Origin of the sequence: Modestobacter versicolor (genome assembly GCF_014195485.1) — a bacterium.
GTDB lineage: Bacteria > Actinomycetota > Actinomycetes > Mycobacteriales > Geodermatophilaceae > Modestobacter > Modestobacter versicolor.
The window spans coordinates 1,265,112-1,287,811 of record NZ_JACIBU010000001.1; the positions used below are offsets into that span (position 1 = coordinate 1,265,112).

A 22,700-nucleotide genomic window follows, 5' to 3' on the forward strand; every position below is an offset into this window, starting at 1 on the left:
CGCGCGACCTCAGTTGCCCGGGTTGTCCCGCAGCCACTGCTGGAACAGCAGCACGTTCGCGTCGTGCTCTTCCTTGGTGGCCGCGAACCGGGTCTCGCCGGTGTCGGGGTCGACGACCACGAAGAACAGCCAGTCACCCGGGGTCGGGTTCTGCACGGCGCGCAGCGCGTCCTCGCCGGGGTTGCTGATCGCGCCCGGCGGGAGCCCGGGGTTCGCGTAGGTGTTGTACGGCGAGGGGTTGGCCCGGTCCTCCGCGGTCGTGGTCACCCCGCTCTTGCCGTTGGCGTAGTTCACCGTGGTGTCCAGCTGCAGCGGCATGCCGATCGCCAGCCGGTTGTCCAGCACCCGGGCGACCATGCCCATGTCCTCGACCGAGCCGGCCTCGGCCTGCACGATGCTCGCCTCGGTGAGCACGGCGAGCCGCTCGGCCTCGGGCACCTGGAGCTCGTCGAGCACCCGGACGGCGCCGGCCACCATCTCCGACAGCACGGTGGCCGGGGTGTCGCCGGGCTCGATGTCGTAGGTGGCCGGGAACAGCCAGCCCTCGAGCACGCCGTTGGCGTAGGGCGGCAGGCCCAGCGCGGCGGTGTCGGCGGCCGCGGCCTGCAGGTCGGCCAGCGGCATCCCGGTCTGCTCGGCCAGCCGGTCCAGGATCTGCACCTGCGTCAGGCCCTCGGGGATGGTGACCTTGGAGACCTGCCGGGACGCGGGGTCCAGCAGCAGGTCCAGCGCGGCCTGGCCGGACATCTGCGACCGCAGCCGGTAGACGCCGGGCTGGATCCCGGTGGCCGCGGGGTTGGCGTCGGCCGCCTCCTCGAACGGGTCGCTGGAGGCGATGACGTCGGCGTCGACCAGCGTCGCGGCGATGGCGCGGAGGGAGTCGCCCTCCTCCACCCGGACGTCGACCTCCCCGGTCCCGGTGCCGGTGTAGTCCTCGGCGACCGGGTTCAGCTGGTCCCACAGCGCCTTGCCGCCGATGCCGATGCCGGCCACCAGGCCGACCAGCACGAGCAGCGAGAGCACGATGGTGATCGGGCCACGGCGCTTGCGGCGCCGGCCGGAGCCGCCGCCCCGGCCACCGCGGCCACCGCGCCGGCCGCGACCGCCGCCGCCACCGGAGCCGCCGTCGTGGCCGTCGTGGTCGTCGTGGTCGTCGATGACGACGACCTCGAGCCCACCGGTCTCGTCGAAGACCATCGACCCGGCGGCGTGGTCGTCGTGCAGGTGGTCGTCGTGCAGGTGGTCGTCGTGCTCCTCGTGCGGGTGGGCGTCGACGTGCTCGTGGTGCTCGGGCTCGTCGTCGAACTCGCCCCGGTGCCGGGCGGAGGCCGCCTGCCAGCCGTGGTCGTCCTCCACGTCGTCGAACCGGTCGGCACCGACGGCGGCGTGCACCTCGGTGGCCAGCTCGGGCAGCGGCTCGGACGGGTGCCCGGCGGGCAGCCCGGTGACCGGCGGAGCGGTGAAGAGCGAGGCGAGCGTGCCCGCGGCAGCGGCCTGCGGCTCCGCGGCTGGCGGGGCCACCGGCGGGGCGACCGGCCGGGCGACGGGCTGAGCCACCGGCGAGGCGGCACGCGGGGGCACCGGCACGGCGGCCTGGTGCACGGGCCGTCCGGTCGCGGAGAGCCAGCCGGGGTCGGTGTCGGCGTCGGCGAACCGGTCGGCCACCACCCGGTCGGCGACGCTCGGCTGGGCGGTTACGCGGGGTGCCGGCGCGAGGCGCCGGTCGATCTGCGGCGCGTGCCCGGCCGCGGCGTCGTCGGTCAGGTGCGGCACCGCCGGCGGGACGGCGAGCATCTCGGTGGTGCGGGGGGCCGGGTCGGCGGCCTGACCGGTCCACGACGAGCGCGCGGGCCGGGAGTCGGTGCTGCGCCGGGGCGCCTCGGCCCGGTCGATGCCGTACGCGCTGAGGTCCAGGCCGGCGGCGGCCAGGCCGACGTCGGCGATGCCCGTGGCGGCCAGTCCGGTGATCCCCACGTCGGCGACGTCGGCGGCGGGGCGGGGCGGGAGCACCTGCACGCCGGCCGCGTCGGTCTCCGGGGCGTGGCGCCGGCGGCGGCGCGGGCGCATGGTGTCGTCGTCGGCGAGCTGCAGGGTGTCCGCTCCGGCCCAGGAGGCCAGCAGCTCGGACGCCGGGCGCCCCGCGTCGGCACCGTCGGGTTGGGAGTGGCGGCCGCGCGAGCGCGGCGGGGTCGGGTCCGTCACGAGTGGCGCCCCCCGGTCTCGGGGCCAGTGCGTGGACGCCCGTCGAGATGGCTCTGCAGGATGACCACGGCCGCTGCCTGGTCGATCACCGGGCGCTGGCGACGGGCAGGGATGCCCCCGGCGCGCAGATGAGTCGCAGCGGTCACGGTGGAGAGCCTTTCGTCGACGAGGTGCACCGGGACGTCCCCGATGCGACTGGCCAGGGCTTCAGCGTAGGCACTGGCATCTCTTGCCGACGCGCCCGACGCACCGGACAGGTGCCTCGGCAACCCCACAACCACCTCGACCACCTCGTGTGTCACAACCAGCCCAGCGAGGCGGTCCAGATCGCTCTGGTCCTTGGCGCGGCGGAGCGTCTCCAGCGGGCTGGCGAGGGTGCCGGTCGCGTCGGAGAGGGCGACGCCGACCCGTACGGTGCCGACGTCCACGCCCAGTCTCCGCCCAGGGACCCAGGTCGCGCTCGTCCGGTCATCGGGCACGGTGCGCGCCGCCGTCCGGGGCCGGGTCGTCGGGTGGGTCCTCGTCACGGGCGACGGACCGGTCGTCCCCGGCGGGGCGGTGCCGCCCGGGCACGCGGGGTGGGTAGCCCCCGAGGTCCAGCTGCCCGGTGGCCGGGGCCGCCGCCGGCGGGGCACCGGGCGCGTCGTCGGCCGTGGGCTGCGCCGGGAGCGGCGGCAGCGGGAAGGGCACCCGCTCGGTGCGGCGCTGGCCGCCCGTCCCGGGGGCAGGTCGGTCCGACGGCGGCGCGGGGGGCACGGGCGGTCGTCCGGCCTGGGTGACCGGCTCCTCCCCCTGCGTGCCGTCGGGCCGCTCGGTCACGACGCGGCCGCCCCGATCGCCTGCTCGACGGCCGCCAGGGCCGCCGGGATCCCCGCCGGGTCGGTGCCGCCGCCCTGCGCGACGTCCGGCTTGCCGCCACCGCGTCCGCCCACCGGGCCGGCCGCGGCCTTGAGCAGGTCGTTGGCCGAGAGCCCGCGCTGCTGGGCGGGCGGGTTGACCGCGGCGATGAGCGCCACCTTGCCGTCGGCCGCCGACGCCAGCACCACCGCGGCCGGCTTGTCGCCCAGCCGCCCGCGGACGTCCAGCGCCAGGCTGCGCAGGTCGCCGCCGGACAGGCCGGCCGGCGCAGCGGTCACGACCGCGACGCCGCCCAGGTCGCGGGCCGAGGCGGCCAGGTCACCGGCGGCGGCCAGCGTCTGCTGGGCGCGCAGGTCGGCGAGCTCCTTGTCGGCGTCGCGGAGCCGGCCGAGCATCCCGTTCACCCGGTCGACGATGCCGTCCTGCGGCGTCTTGAGCAGGTCGGCGAGCTGGCGGACGAGGTCGCGCTCGCGGGCCAGGTAGCGGAATCCCTCGAGCCCGACGGCGGCCTCGACCCGGCGGGCTCCCGAGCCCACCGAGCTCTCCCCGGTCAGCGCGAGCGTGCCGATCTGCGCGCTGCCGCGCACGTGGGTGCCACCGCAGAGCTCGCGCGACCACTCGCCGCCGATCTCCACGACCCGGACCTGCTCGCCGTAGGTCTCGCCGAACAGCGCGAGCGCACCGAACTCGCGGGCCTCGGGCAGCGTCATGTACAGCGCCCGCACCCCGTGGTCCGCGCGGACGGCGGCGTTCGCGACGTCCTCGATGTCGATCCGCTGCTGCGGGGAGAGCGCGCCCTGCCAGGCGAAGTCCAGCCGCAGGTAGCCGGGCCGGTTGTACGAGCCGGACTGCAGCGCCTGCGGGCCGAGCACCTGGCGCAGCGCGGCGTGCAGCACGTGCGTGCCGGAGTGCGCCTGGCACGCCGAGAGCCGCCACTCGCGGTCGACCTGGGCGCGCAGCTCGGTGCCGGCGCGCAGCTCGCCCTCGAGCACCCGCACCTGGTGGGCGACCAGGCCCTTGACCGGCCGCTGGACGTCGATGACCTCGGCACGGCCGCCGTCCCAGGTCAGCTCGCCGGCGTCGGCGACCTGCCCACCGGACTCGGCGTAGAACGGCGTCCGGTCCAGCACGACCCGGGTGATCCCGCCGGGGCCGACCACCGGCTCGCCCTCGTCGTCGGACTCGTCGACCACGCCCAGCACCCGCGACTCGGTGTGCAGGGTGTCGTAGGCCCGCCAGTCGGTGGGGCCGAACTCCTGCAGCAGCCGGCGGTAGGCCAGCACGTCGACCGACCCGGTGCGCTTGGCCCGGGCGTCGGCGCGGGCCCGCTCGCGCTGCTCGGTCATCAGCGCGCGGAACCCGGCCTCGTCGACGGTGACGCCCTGCTCGGCCGCCATCTCCAGGGTGACGTCGATCGGGAAGCCGTAGGTGTCGTGCAGCGAGAACGCCTGGGTGCCCGACAGCGCCGGGGTACCGGCCGCCTTGGCCTGGGCGACGGCGGTGTCGAACAGCGCCGTCCCGGCGGTGAGGGTGCGCCGGAACGCCTCCTCCTCGGCGTAGGCGATGCCGGAGATGCGCGCGAAGTCGGTGCCGACCTCCGGGTAGCTGGCCTGCATCGCGTCCCGGGAGACCGGCAGCAGCACGGGCAAGGTCGCCTCGTCGACGCCGAGCAGCTTCATCGACCGGACGGCGCGGCGGAGCAGCCGGCGCAGGATGTAGCCGCGGCCCTCGTTGCCCGGGGTCACGCCGTCGCTGATCAGCATCAGCCCGCTGCGCACGTGGTCAGCGACCACCCGCAGCCGGACGTCGGCCTCGTGGTCGGCGCCGTAGCGGATGCCGGCCAGCTCGGCGGCCCGGTGCAGGACCGGGGCCACCTCGTCGATCTCGTACATGTTGTCGACGCCCTGCAGCAGGAAGGCCACCCGCTCCAGGCCCATGCCGGTGTCGATGTTCTTCTTCGGCAGGTCGCCGAGGATCGGGAACTCCTTGCCCTCCCCCGGCCCCCGCTCGTACTGCATGAAGACGAGGTTCCAGATCTCCAGGAACCGGTCACCGGCCGGGTCGGCCTCCGGACCGCCGTCGGGGCCGTACTCCGCACCCCGGTCGTAGTGGATCTCCGAGCACGGCCCGGCCGGGCCGGCCGCGCCGGTCGACCAGTAGTTGTCGTCCTTGCCGCGCCGCTGGATGCGCTCGGCCGGCACGTAGGCCTGCCACGCGTCGAAGGCCTCGTCGTCGTCCAGGTAGACCGTCGGCCAGATCCGCTCGGGGTCCAGGCCCAGGCCACCGTCGGCGACCGGGCCGGTGACGAGCTCCCAGGCGAACTGGATCGCCTCGGCCTTGAAGTAGTCCCCGAAGGAGAAGTTGCCGTTCATCTGGAAGAACGTGCCGTGCCGGGTGGTCTTGCCCACCTCCTCGATGTCGAGGGTGCGCACGCACTTCTGCACGCTGGTGGCCCGCGGGTAGGGCGCGGGCTCCCGGCCGGTGAGGTACGGGATGAACGGCACCATCCCGGCCACGGTGAACAGCAGCGAGGGGTCGGGCGACACCAGCGAGGCGCTGGGCACCACGGTGTGGCCGCGCTTCTCGAAGTGCTCGAGGAAGCGGCGGCGGATCTCGGCGGTCTGCATGCGGGAGGTCTCGGTCCTTCAGCGAACGTGGTGGCCGGTCGGCCGGGAGGAGGTCAGTTGTCCGCGGCGTGGGCGCCGCGGCGCGGGAGCGCCGACGGGAGCTCGACGCTGCCGCGGTCGGGCAGCGGGGCGTCCAGCCCGGTGCCGGCGCGCAGCTCGTCCTCGCGGACGGCGGCGGCGGCCCGGACGTCGGCGCCGAAGTCACCGATCGCCTCGGCCAGCTCGCGCAGACCGTCGGCCAGCGAGCCGGCGATGCCCTGCGGGGTCAGCTTCTCCGCGGCCCGGGACAGCCGGCGGACGACGAGGGCGCCGATGGTGATGCCCATGGCGAGCCAGAACAGCCGGCGCATCAGGAGGACCGCCGGTTCGCACGCCGGGCCCGGCGCTCGTCCTTGGCCGACTGCTGCGCCGAGGCGAGCGCTGCGCCCTCGCGCTTCTTCTTGGCGGCGCTGCGCACGCCGTAGCTGAAGGCGGCGACCTTGATCAGCGGGCTGCCGAGGGTGGCGGCGAAGACGCTGGTCAGCGCGGCGACGTTGCTCGACACGTTGGCCGCGTTGCCGGTGATGTCGTCGACCCGCTCGAGGTTGGCGTTGACGTGGGTGACCGTCGTCGACGCCTGGCTCAGGATCGGCTGGCTCTGCTCCCGGACCTGGCGGATGGTGAGCGTGGTCTCGTCCAGGGTGCGCCCGAGCTTGAGCAGCGGCACCGCCACGATGACGACGAGCAACGCCACGGCGATGGCCGCGACCAGCCCCGCGATCTCTCCTACGGACACGTGGTGGGTCCCCTTCATCGTCTCGAGTGCGCCGGTGGAGCGACCACCGGTCGAGCAACACTAGCCGCGGCGGACGACGGTCGTCGTCGCGCTTCCTCAGCTGCGGCGGCGGATGATCGCCCGGAGCTTGGCCAGCCGGGCACCGATCTGGGCCTCGACGCCCCGGCCGGTGGGCCGGTAGTAGTCGCGGCCGACCAGCGCGTCGGGCGGGTACTGCTGCGGCACGACGCCGTCGGGGTGGGCGTGCGGGTACACGTAGGTCTTGCCGTGGCCGAGCTTCTTGGCCCCGGCGTAGTGGGCGTCGCGCAGCCCCGGGGGCACCGGGCCGGCCAGCCCCGCGCGGACGTCGGCGACCGACTCGCCCATGGCGGTGGTGATCGCGTTCGACTTCGGCGCGGTGGCCAGGTGGACGACGGCGTGCGCGAGCGGGAAGTGCCCCTCGGGCATCCCGATGAAGGCGACGGCGTCCGCGGCGGCGACGGCGGTGAGCAGCGCGGTCGGGTCGGCCATCCCGATGTCCTCGCTGGCGGAGATGACCAGCCGGCGGGCGATGAACCGCGGGTCCTCCCCCGCCTCCACCATCCGCGCCAGGTAGTGCAGCGCCGCGTCGACGTCGCTGCCCCGGATGCTCTTGATCAGCGCGCTGGCGATGTCGTAGTGCTGGTCGCCGGAGCGGTCGTAGCGCACCGCGGCCTGGGCGACCGCCGTCTCCAGGGTGGCCAGGTCCAGCACGTCGGAGCCGACCGCGCGGGCCGCACCGGCGCCGCTCTCCAGGGCGGTGAGCGCCTTGCGGGCGTCGCCGCCGGCCACCCGCAGCAGGTGCTCCTCGGCCTCTTCGGTGAGCGTGACCGCGCCGTCCAGCCCGCGGTCGCTGGTGAGCGCCCGGCGCAGCACGGTGCGGACGTCCTCGTCGGCCAGCGGCTGCAGGGCGAGCACCAGGCTGCGGGACAGCAGCGGGCTCACCACGGAGAAGAACGGGTTCTCGGTGGTCGCCGCGATCAGGCTGACGATCCGGTCCTCCACGGCCGACAGCAGGGAGTCCTGCTGGGTCTTGGAGAACCGGTGCACCTCGTCGATGAACAGCACGGTGCGCCGGCCGGCGTGGGTGAGCTCGCGCTTGGCGTCGGCGATGACCGCGCGCACCTCCTTGACCCCGGCGTCCAGCGCGGACAGCTGGACGAAGGAGCGCTGGGTGGCCAGCGAGATGACGTGCGCGAGCGTGGTCTTGCCGGTGCCGGGCGGGCCGTAGAGCACCAGGGACATCGGCTCGTCGGCCTCGACCAGGCGGCGCAGCGGCGCGCGGGGGCCGAGCAGGTGCTGCTGGCCGACCACCTCGTCCAGCGACCGCGGGCGCATCCGGACCGCGAGGGGCGCGCCGGGGTCGACCGGCGGCGGCCCCTCGTCGGGTGCGGGGTCGAACAGCGAGCTCACTGCTCCCCCTGCTCGCTGCCGCGGCGCGCTCCGCTCTTCGGTCGCTGGCGCTCCCTGCGATGCTCACCCGCCTGTCCGCTCACGGTTGCGAAGTTACCCGCGGGCCACGACGGTCTGGTCCATGCAGCAGCGACGCATCGGCACCGCCACGGTCAGCGCCATCGGGCTCGGGGCGATGCCCCTGTCCACCAAGGAGCACCGGCCCTCGCCGGAGGAGGCGGAGTCCGTCGTCCACGCGGCGCTGGACGCCGGGGTCACCCTGGTCGACACCGCCGACGCCTACGCGGCCGACGAGGCCGAGTTCGGGCACAACGAGGAGCTCGTCGCCCGGGCGCTGGCCTCCTACGGCGGCGACACCTCCGAGGTCCTGGTGGCCACCAAGGGCGGGCACACCCGACGCGGCCAGGACTGGGAGCTGGACGGCACGCCGCAGTACCTGCGCCGGGCGTGCGAGGGGTCGCTGCGCCGGCTGGGCGTCGAGGCGATCGGGCTCTACCAGCTGCACCGACCCGACCCGGCCACGCCGTGGGAGGAGTCGATGGGCGCGCTGCGGTCGCTGGTGGACGACGGCCTGGTGCGGATGGCCGGCATCTCCAACGCCGACCTGGCCCAGATCGACGCCGCCCGGGCGATCGTCGGCGACGCGCTGGTGAGCGTGCAGAACCAGTTCTCGCCGGCCTACCGGTCCTCGGCCGGCGAGCTCGCGCACTGCGCCGCGACCGGGCTGGCCTTCATTCCGTGGAGCCCGTTCGGCGGGGTGTCGGCGGCGAAGTCGCTGGGCTCGACGGCCGACGAGTTCGCCGCCGTCGCCACCGAGCTCGGGGTGTCGGTGTACCAGGTGACGCTGGCCTGGCACCTCGCCCAGGCCGACGTCGTGGTGCCCATCCCCGGGGCGTCCCGGCCGCAGTCGATCGTCGACTCCGCGGCGGCGGTGCACGTGCAGCTGAGCGCGGAGCAGCTCGCCCGCCTGAACGCCGCCTGACGCGGCCGGCCTCACTGCCCCCTCTGCGTTGATCATGGGCGTCTGGCCTCGGACACGCCGCGGCTGCGCGTGTCGACGTGCCAGACGCCCATGATCAACCGGACGGACGGCTGACTACAGCCACTGCATCCACAGGCGTCCGCCTCGTCCACAGATCGCCGTCGCCCGTGGGCCTGCCGCGCCGCGACGGCCACCGTCGACCACGTGGACGGCATCCCGCTCGGCAGCAGCTACACCTGGGCGTCGGCGCGAGCGGCCGGTGTGACCCGTCGGCAGATCGAGCGGGACGGACATCGCATCGGCCAGGGGCTCTACCTGTCGCAGGCCGTCGAGCCGACCTTGCTGGAGCGCTGCCGGGCATGGAGCCGGCTGCTCCCCGCCGAGGCGTCGTTCGGTGGAGCGACCGCGGCCGTGCTGCGGGGCGCACCGCTCGCCGAGCCGTCGCGGCCGACCGTCGTCCTGCCCCCGCACCTCGTCGTACCGGCCCGCCGGGAGCTGGTGCGGCTGGTCCGCACGCTGGGGCCCGAGGACGTCGGCGACCACGCCGGAATCCGGGTGACCTCCGGGCCGCAGACCTTCCTCGACCTGGCCGCAGCGCTGCCGCCGCACGAGCTGGTCGCGGTCGGCGATGCCCTGATGCGGGGCGGTCACCTGGACGCCGTCGGGCTGGTGCGGAGGCTGGTCCGGGCCGACCGGGTGCGCGGCGTGGTCCGGGCGCGGGCGTGCGCGCCGTTGCTCAACGGGCTCGCGCAGTCCCGCCCGGAGAGCCACCTGCGCTACTGGCTGAGCACCAGCACGCTGCCTCCACCCGAGGTGCAGGTGCCCGTGCGCGACCGGCGCGGGCGGGTGGTGGCGCACGGCGACCTCGGTTACAGCCGCTGGAAGGTCCTGCTCGAGTACGAGGGCCGGCAGCACGCCGAACGGGACCAGTTCCGCCGGGACGTCGACCGGTACTCGCTCATGGCGATCGACGGGTGGCTGCTGCTGAGGTTCGCCGACCACCACCTCGGCGGACCGTTCGCCGTGGTCGAGCGGACCCGCCGTGCGCTGCTCAGCCGCGGCTGGCGCCCGGACCCCTGTTGATCATGGGCGCCTTGCCGACGACACGCCGAGACACGGCCGGTCACCGGACACGACGCCCATGATCAACGACAGACAGACCTCAGGCGGTGGGCTCCGCGGCTGCGGCGGGGGCGTCGTCCGGCTCGGGCACGAAGTCGATGCCGGCCTCCGCGCGCTGGGCGTCGGAGATCGGCGTCGGCGCACCGGTCAGCGGGTCGTAGCCCGCGCCGGTCTTCGGGAAGGCGATGACCTCGCGGATCGAGTCGACCCCGGCCAGCAGCGCGGTGAGCCGGTCCCAGCCCAGCGCGGCACCGGCGTGCGGCGGCGGGCCGTAGGCGAAGGCCTCGAGGAAGAAGCCGAACCGCTCGCGGGCCTCCTCCCGCGACATGCCCAGGGTCTCGAACACCCGCTCCTGCAGGTCGGCGTCGTGGATGCGGACCGACCCGCTCATCAGCTCGTTGCCGTTGACGACCAGGTCGTAGGCGTCCGAGAGCGCCGCGCCCTTGTCCTCGGCGAACCGCTCCCGCCACTCGGGGGTGGGCGAGGTGAAGGGGTGGTGCATGAAGGTCCAGTCGCCGTCCTCGGTCTCCTCGAACATCGGGAAGTCGACGACGAACAGGAACGACCACGACCCCGGCTCGATGAGCTCCAGCCGCTTGGCCACCTCGTTGCGGGCGGCGCCGAGCAGCTCCTGCGAGGAGCGGCGAGCGCCGGCGGCGAAGAAGACGCAGTCGCCGGGCTTCGCGCCGACCGCCTCGACCAGCCCGGCCCGCTCGGACTCGGAGATGTTCTTGGCCACCGGCCCGCCGAGGGTGCCGTCCTCGGCGATCGTCACGTACGCCAGGCCCTTGGACCCGCGGGAGCGCGCCCAGTCCTGCCAGGCGTCGAACGCGCGCCGCGGCTGCGAGCCGCCGCCGGGCATCACGATCGCGCCGACGTAGGGCGACTGGAACACCCGGAACGGCGTCTCGGCGAAGTACTCGGTGAGCTCGGTCAGCTCGATGCCGAAGCGCAGGTCGGGCTTGTCGGAGCCGAACCGGTCCATCGCCTCGCGGTAGCTCATCCGCGGGATCTCCGGCACCTCGTAGGAGGCCAGCTCCCGCCACAGCTGCCGGACGACGTCCTCGGCCACGGCCAGCACGTCATCCCGGTCGACGAAGCTCATCTCGAAGTCCAGCTGGGTGAACTCCGGCTGCCGGTCGGCGCGGAAGTCCTCGTCCCGGAACGCGCGGGCGATCTGGTAGTACCGCTCCAGCCCACCGATCATCAGCAGCTGCTTGAACAGCTGCGGCGACTGCGGCAGCGCGTACCAGGAGCCGGGCTGCAGCCGCACCGGGACGACGAAGTCGCGGGCGCCCTCGGGGGTGGACCGGGTCAGCGTCGGGGTCTCGACCTCGACGAACCCGTGCCCGGCCATGACGGTGCGGGCGATCCGGTTGATCTCCGAGCGCAGCCGCAGCACCGAGGCCGGGCCCTGGCGGCGCAGGTCGAGGTAGCGGTACTTGTAGCGGACGTCGTCCCCGGCGGCCTGCGCGGTCTCGATCGGGAACGGCAGCGGCGCGGACGACGAGAGAACGGTCAGCTCGCTGGCGACGACCTCGATGTCACCGGTCGGCAGGTCCGGGTTCTCGTTGCCGGCCGGGCGGGCCTGCACCTGCCCGGTGACCAGCACGCAGTACTCGTTGCGCAGCGCGTGCGCCTCCTCCTCGCGGACGACGACCTGGGCGTAACCCGAGGCGTCGCGCAGGTCGAGGAAGACGACCCCGCCGTGGTCGCGCCGGCGGGCGACCCAGCCGGCGAGGGTGACCGTGGAACCGGCGTCGGTCGCGCGCAGCGTGCCGGCGTCGTGGGTGCGGAGCACTTCAGGGCCTTTCGAGAGAGGGCTTCACCAGCGGTCGTGCACGTGGGCGCGGATGCGCTCGTCGTACACGCGCTCGAGGTCGGAGAGCTGGCTGTCGGACAGCGGCGGGAGCGCCGCGGCGGCGACGTTGCCCAGCGCCTGCTGGACGTTGCGCGCGCCGGGGATGACGGTGGTGACGCCGGGCTGGTCGATGACCCAGCGCAGCGCGAACGCGGACGTGGCGACGTCCGGGCCGGCGATCTCGGCGACCTCGCGGGCCGCGGCGACACCGACCTCGAAGGGCACCCCGGAGAACGTCTCGCCGACGTCGAAGGCCTCGCCGTTGCGGTTGTAGGTGCGGTGGTCGTCCGCGGCGAAGGTGGTGTCGGTGGAGTACTTGCCGGTCAGCAGCCCGCTGGCCAGCGGGACCCGGGCCAGGATGCCGACCTCGGCGCGCTGCGCGGCCGGCAGCAGCTGCTCCAGCGGCTTGCGCCGGAAGATGTTGAGGATGACCTGGATCGACTGCACGCCGGGGTGCTGCAGCGCGGTGAGCCCCTCGGCGACGGTCTCCACCGAGACGCCGTAGCCGGCGATGGCCTGCTCCGCGACGAGCGCGTCGAGGGTCTCGTACACCCGCTCGTCGGAGTAGACGGCCGGCGGCGGGCAGTGCAGCTGCACCAGGTCCAGGGTCTCGACGCCGAGGTTGCGCCGCGAGCGGTCGATCCAGGCCCGCAGGTTCTCCGGGGTGTACTGCTCGGCGGTGAACGGGTCGGCGCGGCGGCCGGCCTTGGTCGCGACGAACGGCCGCTCGCCGCGGGCGGCCAGCGCCTGGCGGATGCGCACCTCGGAGCGGCCGTCGCCGTAGACGTCCGCGGTGTCCAGCAGGGTGACCCCGGCGTCCAGCGCGGCGTCGAGCACGGCGGCGGCGTCGTCCTCCGAGACGTCGCCCCAGTCGCCGCCCAGCTGCCAGGTGCCCAGACCGACCACCGACACGTCGGCGCCGGTGCGGCCCAGCGGGCGGGTCTCCATCGGGGTGTTCGCGGCCTCTGCGATGCCGTCAGTCACTGTCACGGGCCAACCGTGCCACGCACCCGGTCGAACAGCTCACCCAGGGGGACGGCGACCTGCTCGTGCGTGCGCAGGTCGCGCAGCTGGGCCACGCCCTCGGCGAGGTCCCGGTCACCGACGACCACCGCGTGGGTGGCCCCGGAGCGGTCGGCGGCCTTCATCGCGCCCTTGAGCCCGCGGTCGCCGTAGACGGTGTCGGCGGAGACCCCGGCCTCGCGCAGCTGGCCGACGAGCTTCACGGCGTACCGCTTCGCCTCCGCCCCCAGCGGGACGACGAAGGCCTGCACGCCCGAGGACGCGGCGATGTCCAGCCCCTCGGCGTGCACCGCGAGCAGCGTCCGGTCGACGCCGACGGCGTAGCCGATGCCGGAGAGGTTCGGGCCGCCGAGCGCCGCGGACAGCCCGTCGTACCGGCCGCCGCCCCCGATCGCCGACTGCGAGCCGAGGCCGGAGTGCACGAACTCGAACGTCGTCTTCGTGTAGTAGTCGAGCCCGCGCACCAGCTTGGGCGCCTCGGTCCAGCTCACCCCGAGGTCGGCCAGGTGCTCGCGGACGGCGTCGTAGTGCGCCTTCGTGGAGTCCGACAGGTGGTCGACCATCAGCGGGGCGTCGTCGAGCTGGGCCTGCACCTCCGGGCGCTTGTCGTCGAGCACCCGCAGCGGGTTGATCTCCGCGCGGCGCCGGGTCTCCTCGTCCAGGTCCAGCTTCTCCAGGTACTCGACCAGCAGCTCGCGGTACTGCGGCCGGCAGGTCGCGTCGCCCAGCGAGGTGAGCAGCAGCTCGAACCCGGTCAGCCCGAGGTCGCGGAAACCCTGCACCGCCAGCGCGATCACCTCGGCGTCCAGCGCCGGGTCGTCGACGCCGAGCGCCTCGCAGTCGACCTGGGTGAAGTGCCGGTAGCGGCCGGCCTGCGGGCGCTCGTAGCGGAACGCCGACCCGACGGCCCACAGCTTCACCGGCAGCGCGCCGGAGTACAGCCGGTGCTCGATGAAGGACCGCATCAGGCCGGCGGTGAGCTCCGGGCGCAGCGTCAGCGAGCGGCCGCCGCGGTCGGTGAACGTGTACATCTCCTTGGAGACGACGTCGGTCGACTCCCCGACCCCGCGGGAGAACACCGCGGTGTCCTCGAACGTCGGCGTCTCGATGTAGCCGTAGCCGGCCCGGCGCAGCGGGGCGGTCAGGGTGTCCCGGACGGCGAGGAACTGCGCCGACGCGGGGGGCAGCGTGTCGAACGTGCCCTTCGGGGCGGTCAGCCCGCTCACAGTGTCATCACTCGCTTCGCTCGTGGGTTCGTTCCGCTCCTCGCTCGCTGGCGCTCGCTGCGATGCTCACTCACAGGGAACGTCCCTTCGGTGCCGAGGCGGCCTCGGCGAGGTAGGGGTTGGTGGCGCGCTCGCGCCCGATCGTGGTGGCCGGGCCGTGGCCGGGCAGCACGACGGTCTCGTCGTCCAGCGGCAGGACGACGTCGCGCAGCGAGCCGAGCATCGACTCCCACGAGCCGCCGGGCAGGTCGACCCGGCCCACCGAACCGGCGAACAGCACGTCGCCGGCGAGCAGGCCCGGGGAGTCGTCGAGGTCCACGGAGAACACCACCGAGCCCTGGGTGTGGCCCGGCGCGTGCCGCACGGTGAGCTCGACCCCGGCCAGCGACAGCACGGCGCCGTCGTCCAGCGGGAGGACCCCGGCCGGGTCCGGCAGCCGCACGCCGGTGATCAGCGGCGCCAGCTGCGGGCCGTGCCAGCGCGCGGGGTCCGACAGCATGCCGGAGTCGGCCGGGTGCAGGTAGGCCGGGATGCCGTAGCCGTCGCAGACCGGCAGCACCGAGAAGGTGTGGTCCAGGTGCCCGTGGGTGAGCACGACCGCGACCGGCTTCAGCCCGTCCGCGGCGAGCATCGCGGCCAGCGGCTCGACGGCGTCCATCCCCGGGTCGACGACGACGCACTCGGCGCCGGGTCCGCTGGCCACCGCGTAGCAGTTGGTGCCGAAGGCGCCGGCGGGGAAGGAGCGGATGAGCACCCGTGCAGGTTACGCGGGGCGACGGGGCGCTCCGCGGCGCTGCCAGGGAGCCGACAGGTGCCCGCCCTACACTGCGCACTCGACACCGCGGGGTGGATGGCGTCGGCTCGACGAGCGGGGCCGCCCCCGCGTCCGTGCAGATGCCCGAGGAGCCCGAGAAGAGTGCCGACCAACAAGCAGCGCCGTCAGGCCGCGCAGCGACGGCTGCAGCGCCAGCTCGAGCGGCGCGAGGAGCTCGCCCGCAAGCGCCGCACCCGCCTGCTGATCGGCGTCACGGTGGTGGCCGTCCTCGCGGTGGTCGGCGCCGCGCTGATCATCACCAACCTCGGTGACGACGACAGCAGCACGACGGCCTCCCCCACCACCTCCTCCGCCCCGGCCGGGGACCCCGCGTCGTCCGCGGCCGCGACGGCGACCAACGCCGACGGCACGGTGGCCTGCAACTTCGTCCCCGACGACTCCGGCAACACGAACCTCACCGACGTCGGCACCCCGCCGGACGCCGCGAACACCCCGACCACCGGCACCTCGACGCTGCGGATGAGCACCGGCCAGGGCGACCTCACCCTCACGCTGGACCGCGCGGGCGCCCCCTGCGCCGCCTCGAGCTTCACCTACCTGGCCTCGCAGGGCTTCTTCGACGGCAGCCCCTGCCACCGCGAGGTGAACCAGGCGACCTTCGGCGTCCTGCAGTGCGGCGACCCGACGGGCACCGGCCAGGGCGGCCCCTCCTACAAGTTCGGCCAGGAGGTCAGCGCGGAGACGACCTACCCGCGCGGCACGATCGCGATGGCCAACAGCGGCCAGCCCAACTCCACCGGCAGCCAGTTCTTCCTCTGCTTCACCGACACCCAGCTGTCGCCGGACTACACGGCCGTGGGCACTGTCGACGAGGCCGGGCTGGCCGTGCTGGACCAGATCGCGGCCGCGGGCAACGACGGCTCCTTCGAGCCCAGCCCCGGTGGCGGTGCCCCGAACACCCCGGTGACCATCACCTCGATGACCGTCGTCGGCTGACGGGCGGGCGGGGACGCGTCCCCGCCCGCACACTGGGCGCGATGGACGCCGATCCGTACGCGGGCTTCCCCCCGGGCTTCTTCGACCGCGGTGACGAGAGCCCGGACGCCGTCTTCTACGACGTCCCCCGGCTGGTGACCCACATCGACGAGGGGGCCGTCGCCGCGGTCGGGCGGCTGTACGCCGAGCTGGGGATCGACGGCGACGCACCCCGGCCGGTCCGGGTGCTGGACCTGATGTCGTCCTGGGTGTCGCACTTCCGCACGCCCCCGGCCGAGCTCGTGGTGCTCGGCATGAACGGCGCGGAGCTGGCGGCCAACCCGGCGGCGACGGAGCGGCTGGTGCACGACCTCAACGCCGACCCGCGCGTCCCGCTGCCCGACGGCGACGTGGACGCGGTGGTGTGCTGCGTGTCGATCGACTACCTCACCCGGCCCGTCGAGGTGCTCGCCGAGGCCGGCCGGGTGCTGCGGCCGGGCGGGCAGCTGGCGGTCACGTACTCGAACCGGTGCTTCCCGACCAAGGCGGTCCGCGGCTGGTTGGCCACCGACGACGAGCAGCACGGCGCCGTCATCTCCGAGCTGGTGCGGCGCAGCGGTCGGTTCACCGAGCCGGCGGTCCAGTTGCGCACGCGACCGGGCGCCGGCGACCCGCTGTACGCCGTCACCGCCACCCGGCTCCCCTGACGAGGGAGCCGGCACCGGCTAGGCCGTCACGCGCTCCACGTCGAAGACGCCGTCGACGTTGCGGACCGTCTGCAGCACCGAGCCCAGGTGGGCGGGGTCGGCGAGCTCGAAGGTGAACCGGCTGATGGCCACCCGGTCGCGGCTGGTCTGCACCGAGGCGGACAGGATGTTCACCCGCTCGTCGGCCAGCGCCCGGGTGACGTCGGAGAGCAGCCGGTGCCGGTCCAGCGCCTCGACCTGGATCGCGACGAGGAACACCGCCCCCGGCTGCGACGCCCAGTCGACCTCGACCAGCCGCTCGGGCTTGCGCTGCAGGTCCGCGGCGTTGGTGCAGTCGGTGCGGTGCACGCTGACCCCGCCACCGCGGGTGACGAACCCGAGGATGTCGTCGCCGGGCACCGGGGTGCAGCACTTGGCGAGCTTGGCCCACACGTCGTGCATGCCGTGGACGACGACGCCCGGGTCGCCGCTGGCGGTGCGGGCGACCGACCGCTTGGTCGGGATCGCGGTCTCCGCGATGTCCTCGGTGGCGCCCTCGGAGCCGCCGAGCGCGGTGAGCAGCTTCTCGACCAGCGAGTGCGCCGAGACCTGGTTCTCCCCCACCGCGGCGTACAGCGCGCTGACGTCGGGGTAGTGCAGGTCGGCGGCGAGGGTGGCCAGCGACTCGCCGCCCAGCAGGCGCTGCAGCGGCAGGCCCGCCTTGCGCATCGCCTTGGTCAGCGCGTCCTTGCCGGCCTCGACGGCGTCCTCGCGGCGCTCCTTGGTGAACCACTGGCGGATCTTGGTCCGCGCCCGGGAGGAGCCGACGAAGGCCAGCCAGTCCTGCGAGGGAGCGGCCGTGGGCGAGCGGGAGGTGAAGACCTCCACCACGTCGCCGTTGGACAGCTTGCTGTCCAGGGAGACCAGGTTCCCGTTCACCCGGGCGCCGATGCAGCGGTGGCCGACCTCGGTGTGCACCGCGTAGGCGAAGTCGACCGGCGTCGACTCGCCGGGCAGGCTGATCACGTCGCCCTTGGGCGTGAAGACGAAGACCTCCTGCGGACCGAGGTCGTAGCGCAGCGTCTCCAGGAACTCTCCGGGCTCCTGCGCCTCGCGCTGCCAGTCCAGCAGCTGGCGCAGCCACAGCATGTCGTCGCCGGCGGAGCCCGGGGGCGGCCCGGCCTCGCTGGTCTTGCCCCCGCTGCGGGCGTTCTCCTTGTACTTCCAGTGCGCGGCGATGCCGTAGTCGGCGATCCGGTGCATGTCGTGCGTGCGGATCTGCAGCTCGACCGGCTTGCCCTGCGGGCCGATCACCGTGGTGTGCAGCGACTGGTACATGTTGAACTTCGGCATCGCGACGAAGTCCTTGAAGCGCCCGGGCACCGGCTGCCAGTGGGCGTGCATGATGCCCAGCGCCGCGTACACGTCGCGCACCGAGTCGACCAGGATCCGGATGCCGACCAGGTCCCAGATGTCGGTGAAGTCGCGGCCGCGCACGATCATCTTCTGGTAGATCGAGTAGTAGTGCTTGGGCCGGCCGGTGACGACCGCCTCGATCTTGGCGGCCTTGAGCTGCTCGGTCACCGCCGAGGCGACCTCGGCCAGGTAGGTGTCCCGGGACGGCGCACGCTCGGCGACCAGCCGGACGATCTCGTCGTAGCGCTTGGGGTACAGCGTCGCGAACGCGAGGTCCTCGAGCTCCCACTTGATGGTGTTCATGCCCAGCCGGTGGGCCAGCGGGGCGAGGATCTCCAGCGTCTCGCGCGCCTTCTTCTCCTGCTTCTCCGGCGGGAGGAAGCGCAGCGTGCGCATGTTGTGCAGCCGGTCGGCGAGCTTGATGACCAGCACCCGGGGGTCGCGGGACATCGCGACGATCATCTTGCGGATGGTCTCGGCCTGCGCCGCGTCGCCGAACTTGACCTTGTCGATCTTGGTGACGCCGTCGACCAGGTGGGCGACCTCGGGACCGAACTCGGTGCGGATCGTCTCCAGCGTGACGCCGGTGTCCTCGACCGTGTCGTGCAGCAGCGCGGCGACCAGCGTGGTGGTGTCCATGCCCAGCCCGGCCAGCACGGTGGCGACCGCCAGCGGGTGGGTGATGTAGGGGTCACCGCTCTTGCGCTTCTGCTGGGCGTGCGCCTCCTCGGCGACGTCGTAGGCGCGCTGCAGCAGCACCAGGTCGGCCTTGGGGTGGCTCTGCCGGTGCAGGGCGGCGAGCGGCTCGAGCACCGGGCGGATGCCGGTGGACCGCTGGCCGGCGACGATCCGGCGGGCCAGCCGGTCGCGCACCCGGCGGCGGGGTACCGCCTCGTTCTCCCCGCCGGGTTCCGGTGCGACGTCGTCGGGACGGCGGACGGCGGGGCGCTCGGGCAGCGCGGGCCTCGGCGCTGCCTCCTCCGTGGGGGGCGCGCCGGACGTCCGGGGTGCGACGACGTCAGAGGCCACAGGTGCTCCTGCTCTGTTGAGGAGGCGGTCCCTCCCCATGCTAGCCGCGGTACGGCGCGGGCCGCCGCCCGTGCTCACCCGTGGTGGTCAGGTGGTCCAGAGGGCGTGCACGGGGTGCGGGGCGATGCGCTGGCGACCCCCCAGGGCCGCCAGCTCGATGACCACCGCGACCGCGGTGACCACCCCGCCCAGCTGCTCGATCAGCGCGATCGCGGCCTGGAGTGTTCCCCCGGTGGCGAGCACGTCGTCGACGAGCAGCACCCGCTGCCCGGGCCGGATGGAGTCGGTGTGCAGCTCCAGCGTGGCGGTGCCGTACTCCAGGGCGTACTCGGCCGACACGGTCTCGCGCGGCAGCTTGCCGGCCTTGCGCACCGGCACCACCCCGGTGCCGGCGTCCAGCGCGACGGCGGCGGCCAGCAGGAAGCCGCGCGCCTCGACCCCGGCGACGACGTCGAAGCCGGGCCCCCCACCGCTGAGCGCCGCCGCCCGCGGGTCGACGTCGGCGGGCTCGGTGAGCGCGTCGACCACCCGGCGGAACGCCCCGGCGTCGGCGAACACCGGTGTCAGGTCGCGGAAGACCACCCCGGGCTCGGGGAAGTCGGGGACGTCGACCGCGATCGAGGCGATCAGCTCGTCGACCGGCAGGTCGGCGACCTCGCTCACCGGCGCTTCTTGCCCGCCGGGCGCTGGGCCGGCTTCTGCCCCGGCCGCTGCGGGCGCTGCCCCGGCTTGGGCGTCGTCGTCCCGCCCCGGCCGGTCGGCTGCACCGACTCCGGCGACTCGACCTGCACGTCGGCGTCGGGCCGGTCCGGCAGCACCTCGGGCCGCTCGGCCACGGCCACCGCGGACCGCCGGGCGGTGCTGGTGGCCCCGCCCGCGCGGCGGGCGCTGGCCACCGGCCCGCGCGGCGTGCCGGACGCGCTCGCCCGCGCCTCGGCCGCGCGGCGGGCGAGCACCCGCTTGCGCAGCGCCTGCTGCTCGGGCTCGCGCTCCTTGAGCTCGGCGAGCACCGGGGTGGCCAGGAAGATCGAGCTGTAGGCACCGGCGGCCAGGCCGACGAACAGCACCAGGGCCAGGTCCTTGAGCGTGCCGGCACCCAGCAGCCCCGCGCCGACGAAGAGCAGGCCGGCCACCGGGAGCAGCGCGATGACCGAGGTGTTGATCGACCGCATGAGGGTCTGGTTGACCGCCAGGTTCGCGGCCTCGCCGTAGGTCGACCGGGCGCTCTTGGCCAGGTCCTTGGTGTTCTCGTCGACCTTGTCGAAGACCACGACGGTGTCGTAGAGCGAGAAGCCGAGGATGGTCAGCAGCCCGACCACCGTGGACGGGGAGACCTCGAAGCCGATCAGCGCGTAGACGCCGGCGGTCACCACGAGGTCGTGCAGCAGCGCGACGATCGCGCCGACCGCCATCTTGGGCTCGAACCGGACGGCGAGGAACGCGATGACCGCGACCAGGAACACCAGCAGGGCGATCAGCGCCTGGTTGGTGACGTCGCCGCCCCAGTCGGCGCTCACCGACTGCGGGCTCACCTCGGAGGGGGCCACGCCGGCGGCCTCGGCCACCGCGGCCACGACGGCCTCCTCGGCGTCGGGGTCCAGTGCCTCGGTGCGCAGCAGGACCGAGTTGCCGCCGACGACCTGGGCGCTGGAGACCTCGGCGCCGGCCTCCTCGGCCGCGTCGCGGATGTCGCCCAGCTGCGAGCTCTCCGCCGGCACCCGCACGCTGTTGCCGCCGGCGAACTCGATGCCGAAGTTGAAGCCCCGGAACACCATCGCGGCGACGCAGAGCAGCACCACGACCGCCGTGACCCGGAACCAGAAGCGCCGCTTGCCCACGACGTCCAGGCCGGCCTCGCCGTTGTAGAGCCGGTGGGCCAGCGAGCTGCGGGCCGGGGCCCGGCGAGCCGCCTGGGCGGCGGACTCCCCCTCCGCGGGCAGCCCCGCGTCGGCCAGCGCCTGGTCGCCAGTGCTGTCGCCGGCGGCGTCGGCCAGGACCGCGCCGTCGTCGACCGTCTCGTCGGCGTCGGTGCCCAGCGGCACGTCGGCCTGGTCGCGGGGGGTCATCGGTTGCTCCCGTTCGTGCTGCTCGCGCCGACCAGGTCGCGGTCGGTCCGGGCCGGTGGGGCCGGCCGCCGGCTGTGGTCGACCTGGCCGAGGCCGGAGAAGCGGTTGCTGCCGAAGGACCTGACCCGGCTCAGCACCGCCATCAGCGGGTGGGTGAAGAGGAAGACGACGACCAGGTCCAGCACCGTCGACATGCCCAGGGTGAACGCGAAGCCCTTCACGTCGCCGATGGCCAGCCAGTACAGGATGGCCGCGGCCAGGAAGCTGACCGCGTCGGCGGAGAGGATCGTGCGCCGCGCGCGGACCCAGGCCCGCGGGGTGGCGCTGCGCAGGCTGCGCCCCTCGCGCACCTCGTCCTTGAGCCGTTCGAAGTAGACGACGAAGGAGTCGGCGGTGATGCCGATCGAGACGATGAACCCGGCGATGCCGGCGAGGCTGAGCGCGAACCCGATCTGCCGGCCCAGCAGCACCAGGGTCGCGTAGACCACCACCGCCGACAGCACCAGGCTGGCGATCATCACCAGCCCCAGCAGCCGGTAGTAGACCAGCGCGTACAGGAACACCAGGGCGACGCCGATGCCGCCGGCGATCAGCCCGGCCCGCAGCTGCTCGCTGCCCAGCTCGGTGGAGATCGACTGCGCGGTCGCCTGGGTGAAGGTCAGCGGCAGCGCGCCGTACTTCAGCTGGTTGGCCAGGTCGGTGGCGGTCTCCTGGTCGAAGGAGCCGCTGATCTCGGTGGTGCCGCCGTTGATGGCGCCGTTGATGGTCGGCGCGGAGACGACCCGGCCGTCGAGGGTGATGCCCACCGCGTTGCCGACGTTGGCGGCGGTGTAGGTGGCCCAGGCCTCGGAGCCGGAGTTGTTCAGGTCCAGGGTGACGATCCACTCGCCGGTGGCCGCCTGGGTGCCGGCGGCGGCGTCGGTGACGTCGGTGCCCTCGAGGACGGCGGGGCCCAGCAGGTACTTCGCCGTGCCGTCGTCGGAGCAGGCTGCGATGAAGTCGCCGGGCCGGTCGACCTCGGTGGTGGTCGTGTCGCAGGTGAGCGTCGCGTACTCCGCGGCCGCCACCTCCTGCGTCACGGCCGGGGCGTCGGGGTCGGGGGCGTTGGTGTCGGTGGCCGCACCGCTCCCGGTCGTCGCCGGGTCCGCGGTCGGCGCAGCCGAGTCCGTGGGCGCAGCGGAGTCGGTCGGCGCAGCGGAGTCGGTCGGCGCAGCGGAGTCCGTCGGCGCAGCCGAGTCGGTGGGCGTCGCGGGGTCCGTGGCCGGCGTGGCGGCCTCCGGGCCCTGCACCACCGGCCGGAACCGCAGCTGCGCGGTGGCGCCCAGCTCGCGCGCCTGCTCGCCGTCGTCCCCGGGGACGGAGATGACGATGTTGCTGTCGCCCTCGGTGACGACGTCGGCCTCGGCGACGCCGAGCCCGTTGACCCGCTGCTCGATGATCTGGCGGGCCAGCTCGAGGTCGTCGGGGTCGGGGGCGTTCCCGTCGGGCGTGCGGGCGGTCAGCGTCACCGTCGTCCCGCCCTGGAGGTCCAGGCCCAGCTGGGGCGTGCGGGTGTCGCCGGTGAGGTAGATCAGCGCGTACATGCCCGCGACGATCAGGACGAAGACGGCGAAGTAGCGCCGTGCGGGGAGCTGGCGGGCGGCCAT

General features: G+C 74.2%; 18 protein-coding genes. 4 read left to right on the top strand and 14 right to left on the bottom strand.

Annotated elements, in window-relative coordinates; genetic code table 11:
* Window positions 1-9: 9 nt before the first annotated feature.
* From mltG to FHX36_RS06175, 6 genes are all read right to left on the bottom strand, one after another.
* Complete coding sequence (gene mltG / locus FHX36_RS23815) at window positions 10-2,202, bottom strand: endolytic transglycosylase MltG (RefSeq protein WP_183513604.1); 2,193 nt, start codon at window positions 2,200-2,202, stop codon at window positions 10-12.
* Complete coding sequence (gene ruvX / locus FHX36_RS06155) at window positions 2,199-2,630, bottom strand: Holliday junction resolvase RuvX (protein ID WP_258373099.1); 432 nt, start codon at window positions 2,628-2,630, stop codon at window positions 2,199-2,201. Before ruvX ends, mltG begins: the two co-directional genes overlap by 4 nt.
* Before the next feature lie 387 nt (window positions 2,631-3,017).
* The gene (alaS, locus tag FHX36_RS06160; RefSeq protein ID WP_183513605.1) at window positions 3,018-5,687 is read right to left on the bottom strand and encodes an alanine--tRNA ligase; all 2,670 of its coding nucleotides are present in this window, start codon (window positions 5,685-5,687) and stop codon (window positions 3,018-3,020) included.
* 53 nt (window positions 5,688-5,740) lie between these two features.
* Window positions 5,741-6,037, bottom strand: coding sequence for a hypothetical protein (locus tag FHX36_RS06165; protein ID WP_110551479.1), 297 nt, complete (start codon window positions 6,035-6,037; stop codon window positions 5,741-5,743).
* The gene (locus FHX36_RS06170) at window positions 6,037-6,462 is read right to left on the bottom strand and encodes a DUF948 domain-containing protein (protein ID WP_110551493.1); all 426 of its coding nucleotides are present in this window, start codon (window positions 6,460-6,462) and stop codon (window positions 6,037-6,039) included. The genes FHX36_RS06165 and FHX36_RS06170 overlap by 1 nt, the downstream gene beginning before the upstream one ends.
* 96 nt (window positions 6,463-6,558) lie before the next feature.
* Window positions 6,559-7,893 carry a replication-associated recombination protein A gene (locus FHX36_RS06175; RefSeq protein WP_110551480.1) on the bottom strand — a complete coding sequence of 445 codons (1,335 nt, stop codon included), beginning with the start codon at window positions 7,891-7,893 and terminating at the stop codon, window positions 6,559-6,561.
* Between the two features lie 121 nt (window positions 7,894-8,014).
* Between FHX36_RS06175 and FHX36_RS06180 the strand changes: the two genes are divergently transcribed.
* Both FHX36_RS06180 and FHX36_RS06185 read left to right on the top strand, forming a co-directional pair.
* Complete coding sequence (locus FHX36_RS06180; protein ID WP_110551481.1) at window positions 8,015-8,875, top strand: aldo/keto reductase; 861 nt, start codon at window positions 8,015-8,017, stop codon at window positions 8,873-8,875.
* Between the two features lie 204 nt (window positions 8,876-9,079).
* The gene (locus tag FHX36_RS06185) at window positions 9,080-9,958 is read left to right on the top strand and encodes a hypothetical protein (protein ID WP_110551482.1); all 879 of its coding nucleotides are present in this window, start codon (window positions 9,080-9,082) and stop codon (window positions 9,956-9,958) included.
* 79 nt (window positions 9,959-10,037) lie between these two features.
* Here the strand turns inward: FHX36_RS06185 and aspS are convergent, their stop codons facing one another.
* The 4 genes from aspS to FHX36_RS06205 form a co-directional block, all read right to left on the bottom strand.
* The gene (gene aspS, locus FHX36_RS06190; protein ID WP_110551483.1) at window positions 10,038-11,798 is read right to left on the bottom strand and encodes an aspartate--tRNA ligase; all 1,761 of its coding nucleotides are present in this window, start codon (window positions 11,796-11,798) and stop codon (window positions 10,038-10,040) included.
* 24 nt (window positions 11,799-11,822) lie between these two features.
* The gene (locus FHX36_RS06195; RefSeq protein ID WP_258372634.1) at window positions 11,823-12,848 is read right to left on the bottom strand and encodes an aldo/keto reductase; all 1,026 of its coding nucleotides are present in this window, start codon (window positions 12,846-12,848) and stop codon (window positions 11,823-11,825) included.
* Window positions 12,845-14,107: a histidine--tRNA ligase gene (hisS, locus tag FHX36_RS06200; protein ID WP_110551484.1), complete on the bottom strand. Its 1,263-nt coding sequence runs from the start codon at window positions 14,105-14,107 to the stop codon at window positions 12,845-12,847. Before hisS ends, FHX36_RS06195 begins: the two co-directional genes overlap by 4 nt.
* 70 nt (window positions 14,108-14,177) lie before the next feature.
* Window positions 14,178-14,861: an MBL fold metallo-hydrolase gene (locus tag FHX36_RS06205; protein WP_110551485.1), complete on the bottom strand. Its 684-nt coding sequence runs from the start codon at window positions 14,859-14,861 to the stop codon at window positions 14,178-14,180.
* 162 nt (window positions 14,862-15,023) lie between these two features.
* Here FHX36_RS06205 and FHX36_RS06210 point away from each other — a divergent pair, with 162 nt between their 5' ends.
* Together FHX36_RS06210 and FHX36_RS06215 are read left to right on the top strand one after the other, a co-directional pair.
* Complete coding sequence (locus FHX36_RS06210) at window positions 15,024-15,878, top strand: peptidylprolyl isomerase (protein WP_110551486.1); 855 nt, start codon at window positions 15,024-15,026, stop codon at window positions 15,876-15,878.
* 41 nt (window positions 15,879-15,919) lie between these two features.
* Window positions 15,920-16,564 (top strand): class I SAM-dependent methyltransferase, encoded by a 645-nt coding sequence (locus FHX36_RS06215; protein ID WP_110551487.1) that lies wholly within the window; start codon window positions 15,920-15,922, stop codon window positions 16,562-16,564.
* An 18-nt stretch (window positions 16,565-16,582) separates the two neighbouring features.
* Here the strand turns inward: FHX36_RS06215 and FHX36_RS06220 are convergent, their stop codons facing one another.
* The 4 genes from FHX36_RS06220 to secD form a co-directional block, all read right to left on the bottom strand.
* Window positions 16,583-18,988, bottom strand: coding sequence for a RelA/SpoT family protein (locus FHX36_RS06220; protein WP_110551488.1), 2,406 nt, complete (start codon window positions 18,986-18,988; stop codon window positions 16,583-16,585).
* Between the two features lie 87 nt (window positions 18,989-19,075).
* Window positions 19,076-19,651, bottom strand: coding sequence for an adenine phosphoribosyltransferase (locus FHX36_RS06225; RefSeq protein WP_110551489.1), 576 nt, complete (start codon window positions 19,649-19,651; stop codon window positions 19,076-19,078).
* Entirely contained in the window at window positions 19,648-21,054 is a 1,407-nt protein-coding gene (secF, locus tag FHX36_RS06230) for a protein translocase subunit SecF (RefSeq protein ID WP_110551490.1), read from the bottom strand. The genes FHX36_RS06225 and secF overlap by 4 nt, the downstream gene beginning before the upstream one ends.
* On the bottom strand, window positions 21,051-22,700 hold the full coding sequence (gene secD / locus FHX36_RS06235) for a protein translocase subunit SecD (RefSeq protein ID WP_110551491.1): 1,650 nt from the start codon (window positions 22,698-22,700) through the stop codon (window positions 21,051-21,053). Before secD ends, secF begins: the two co-directional genes overlap by 4 nt.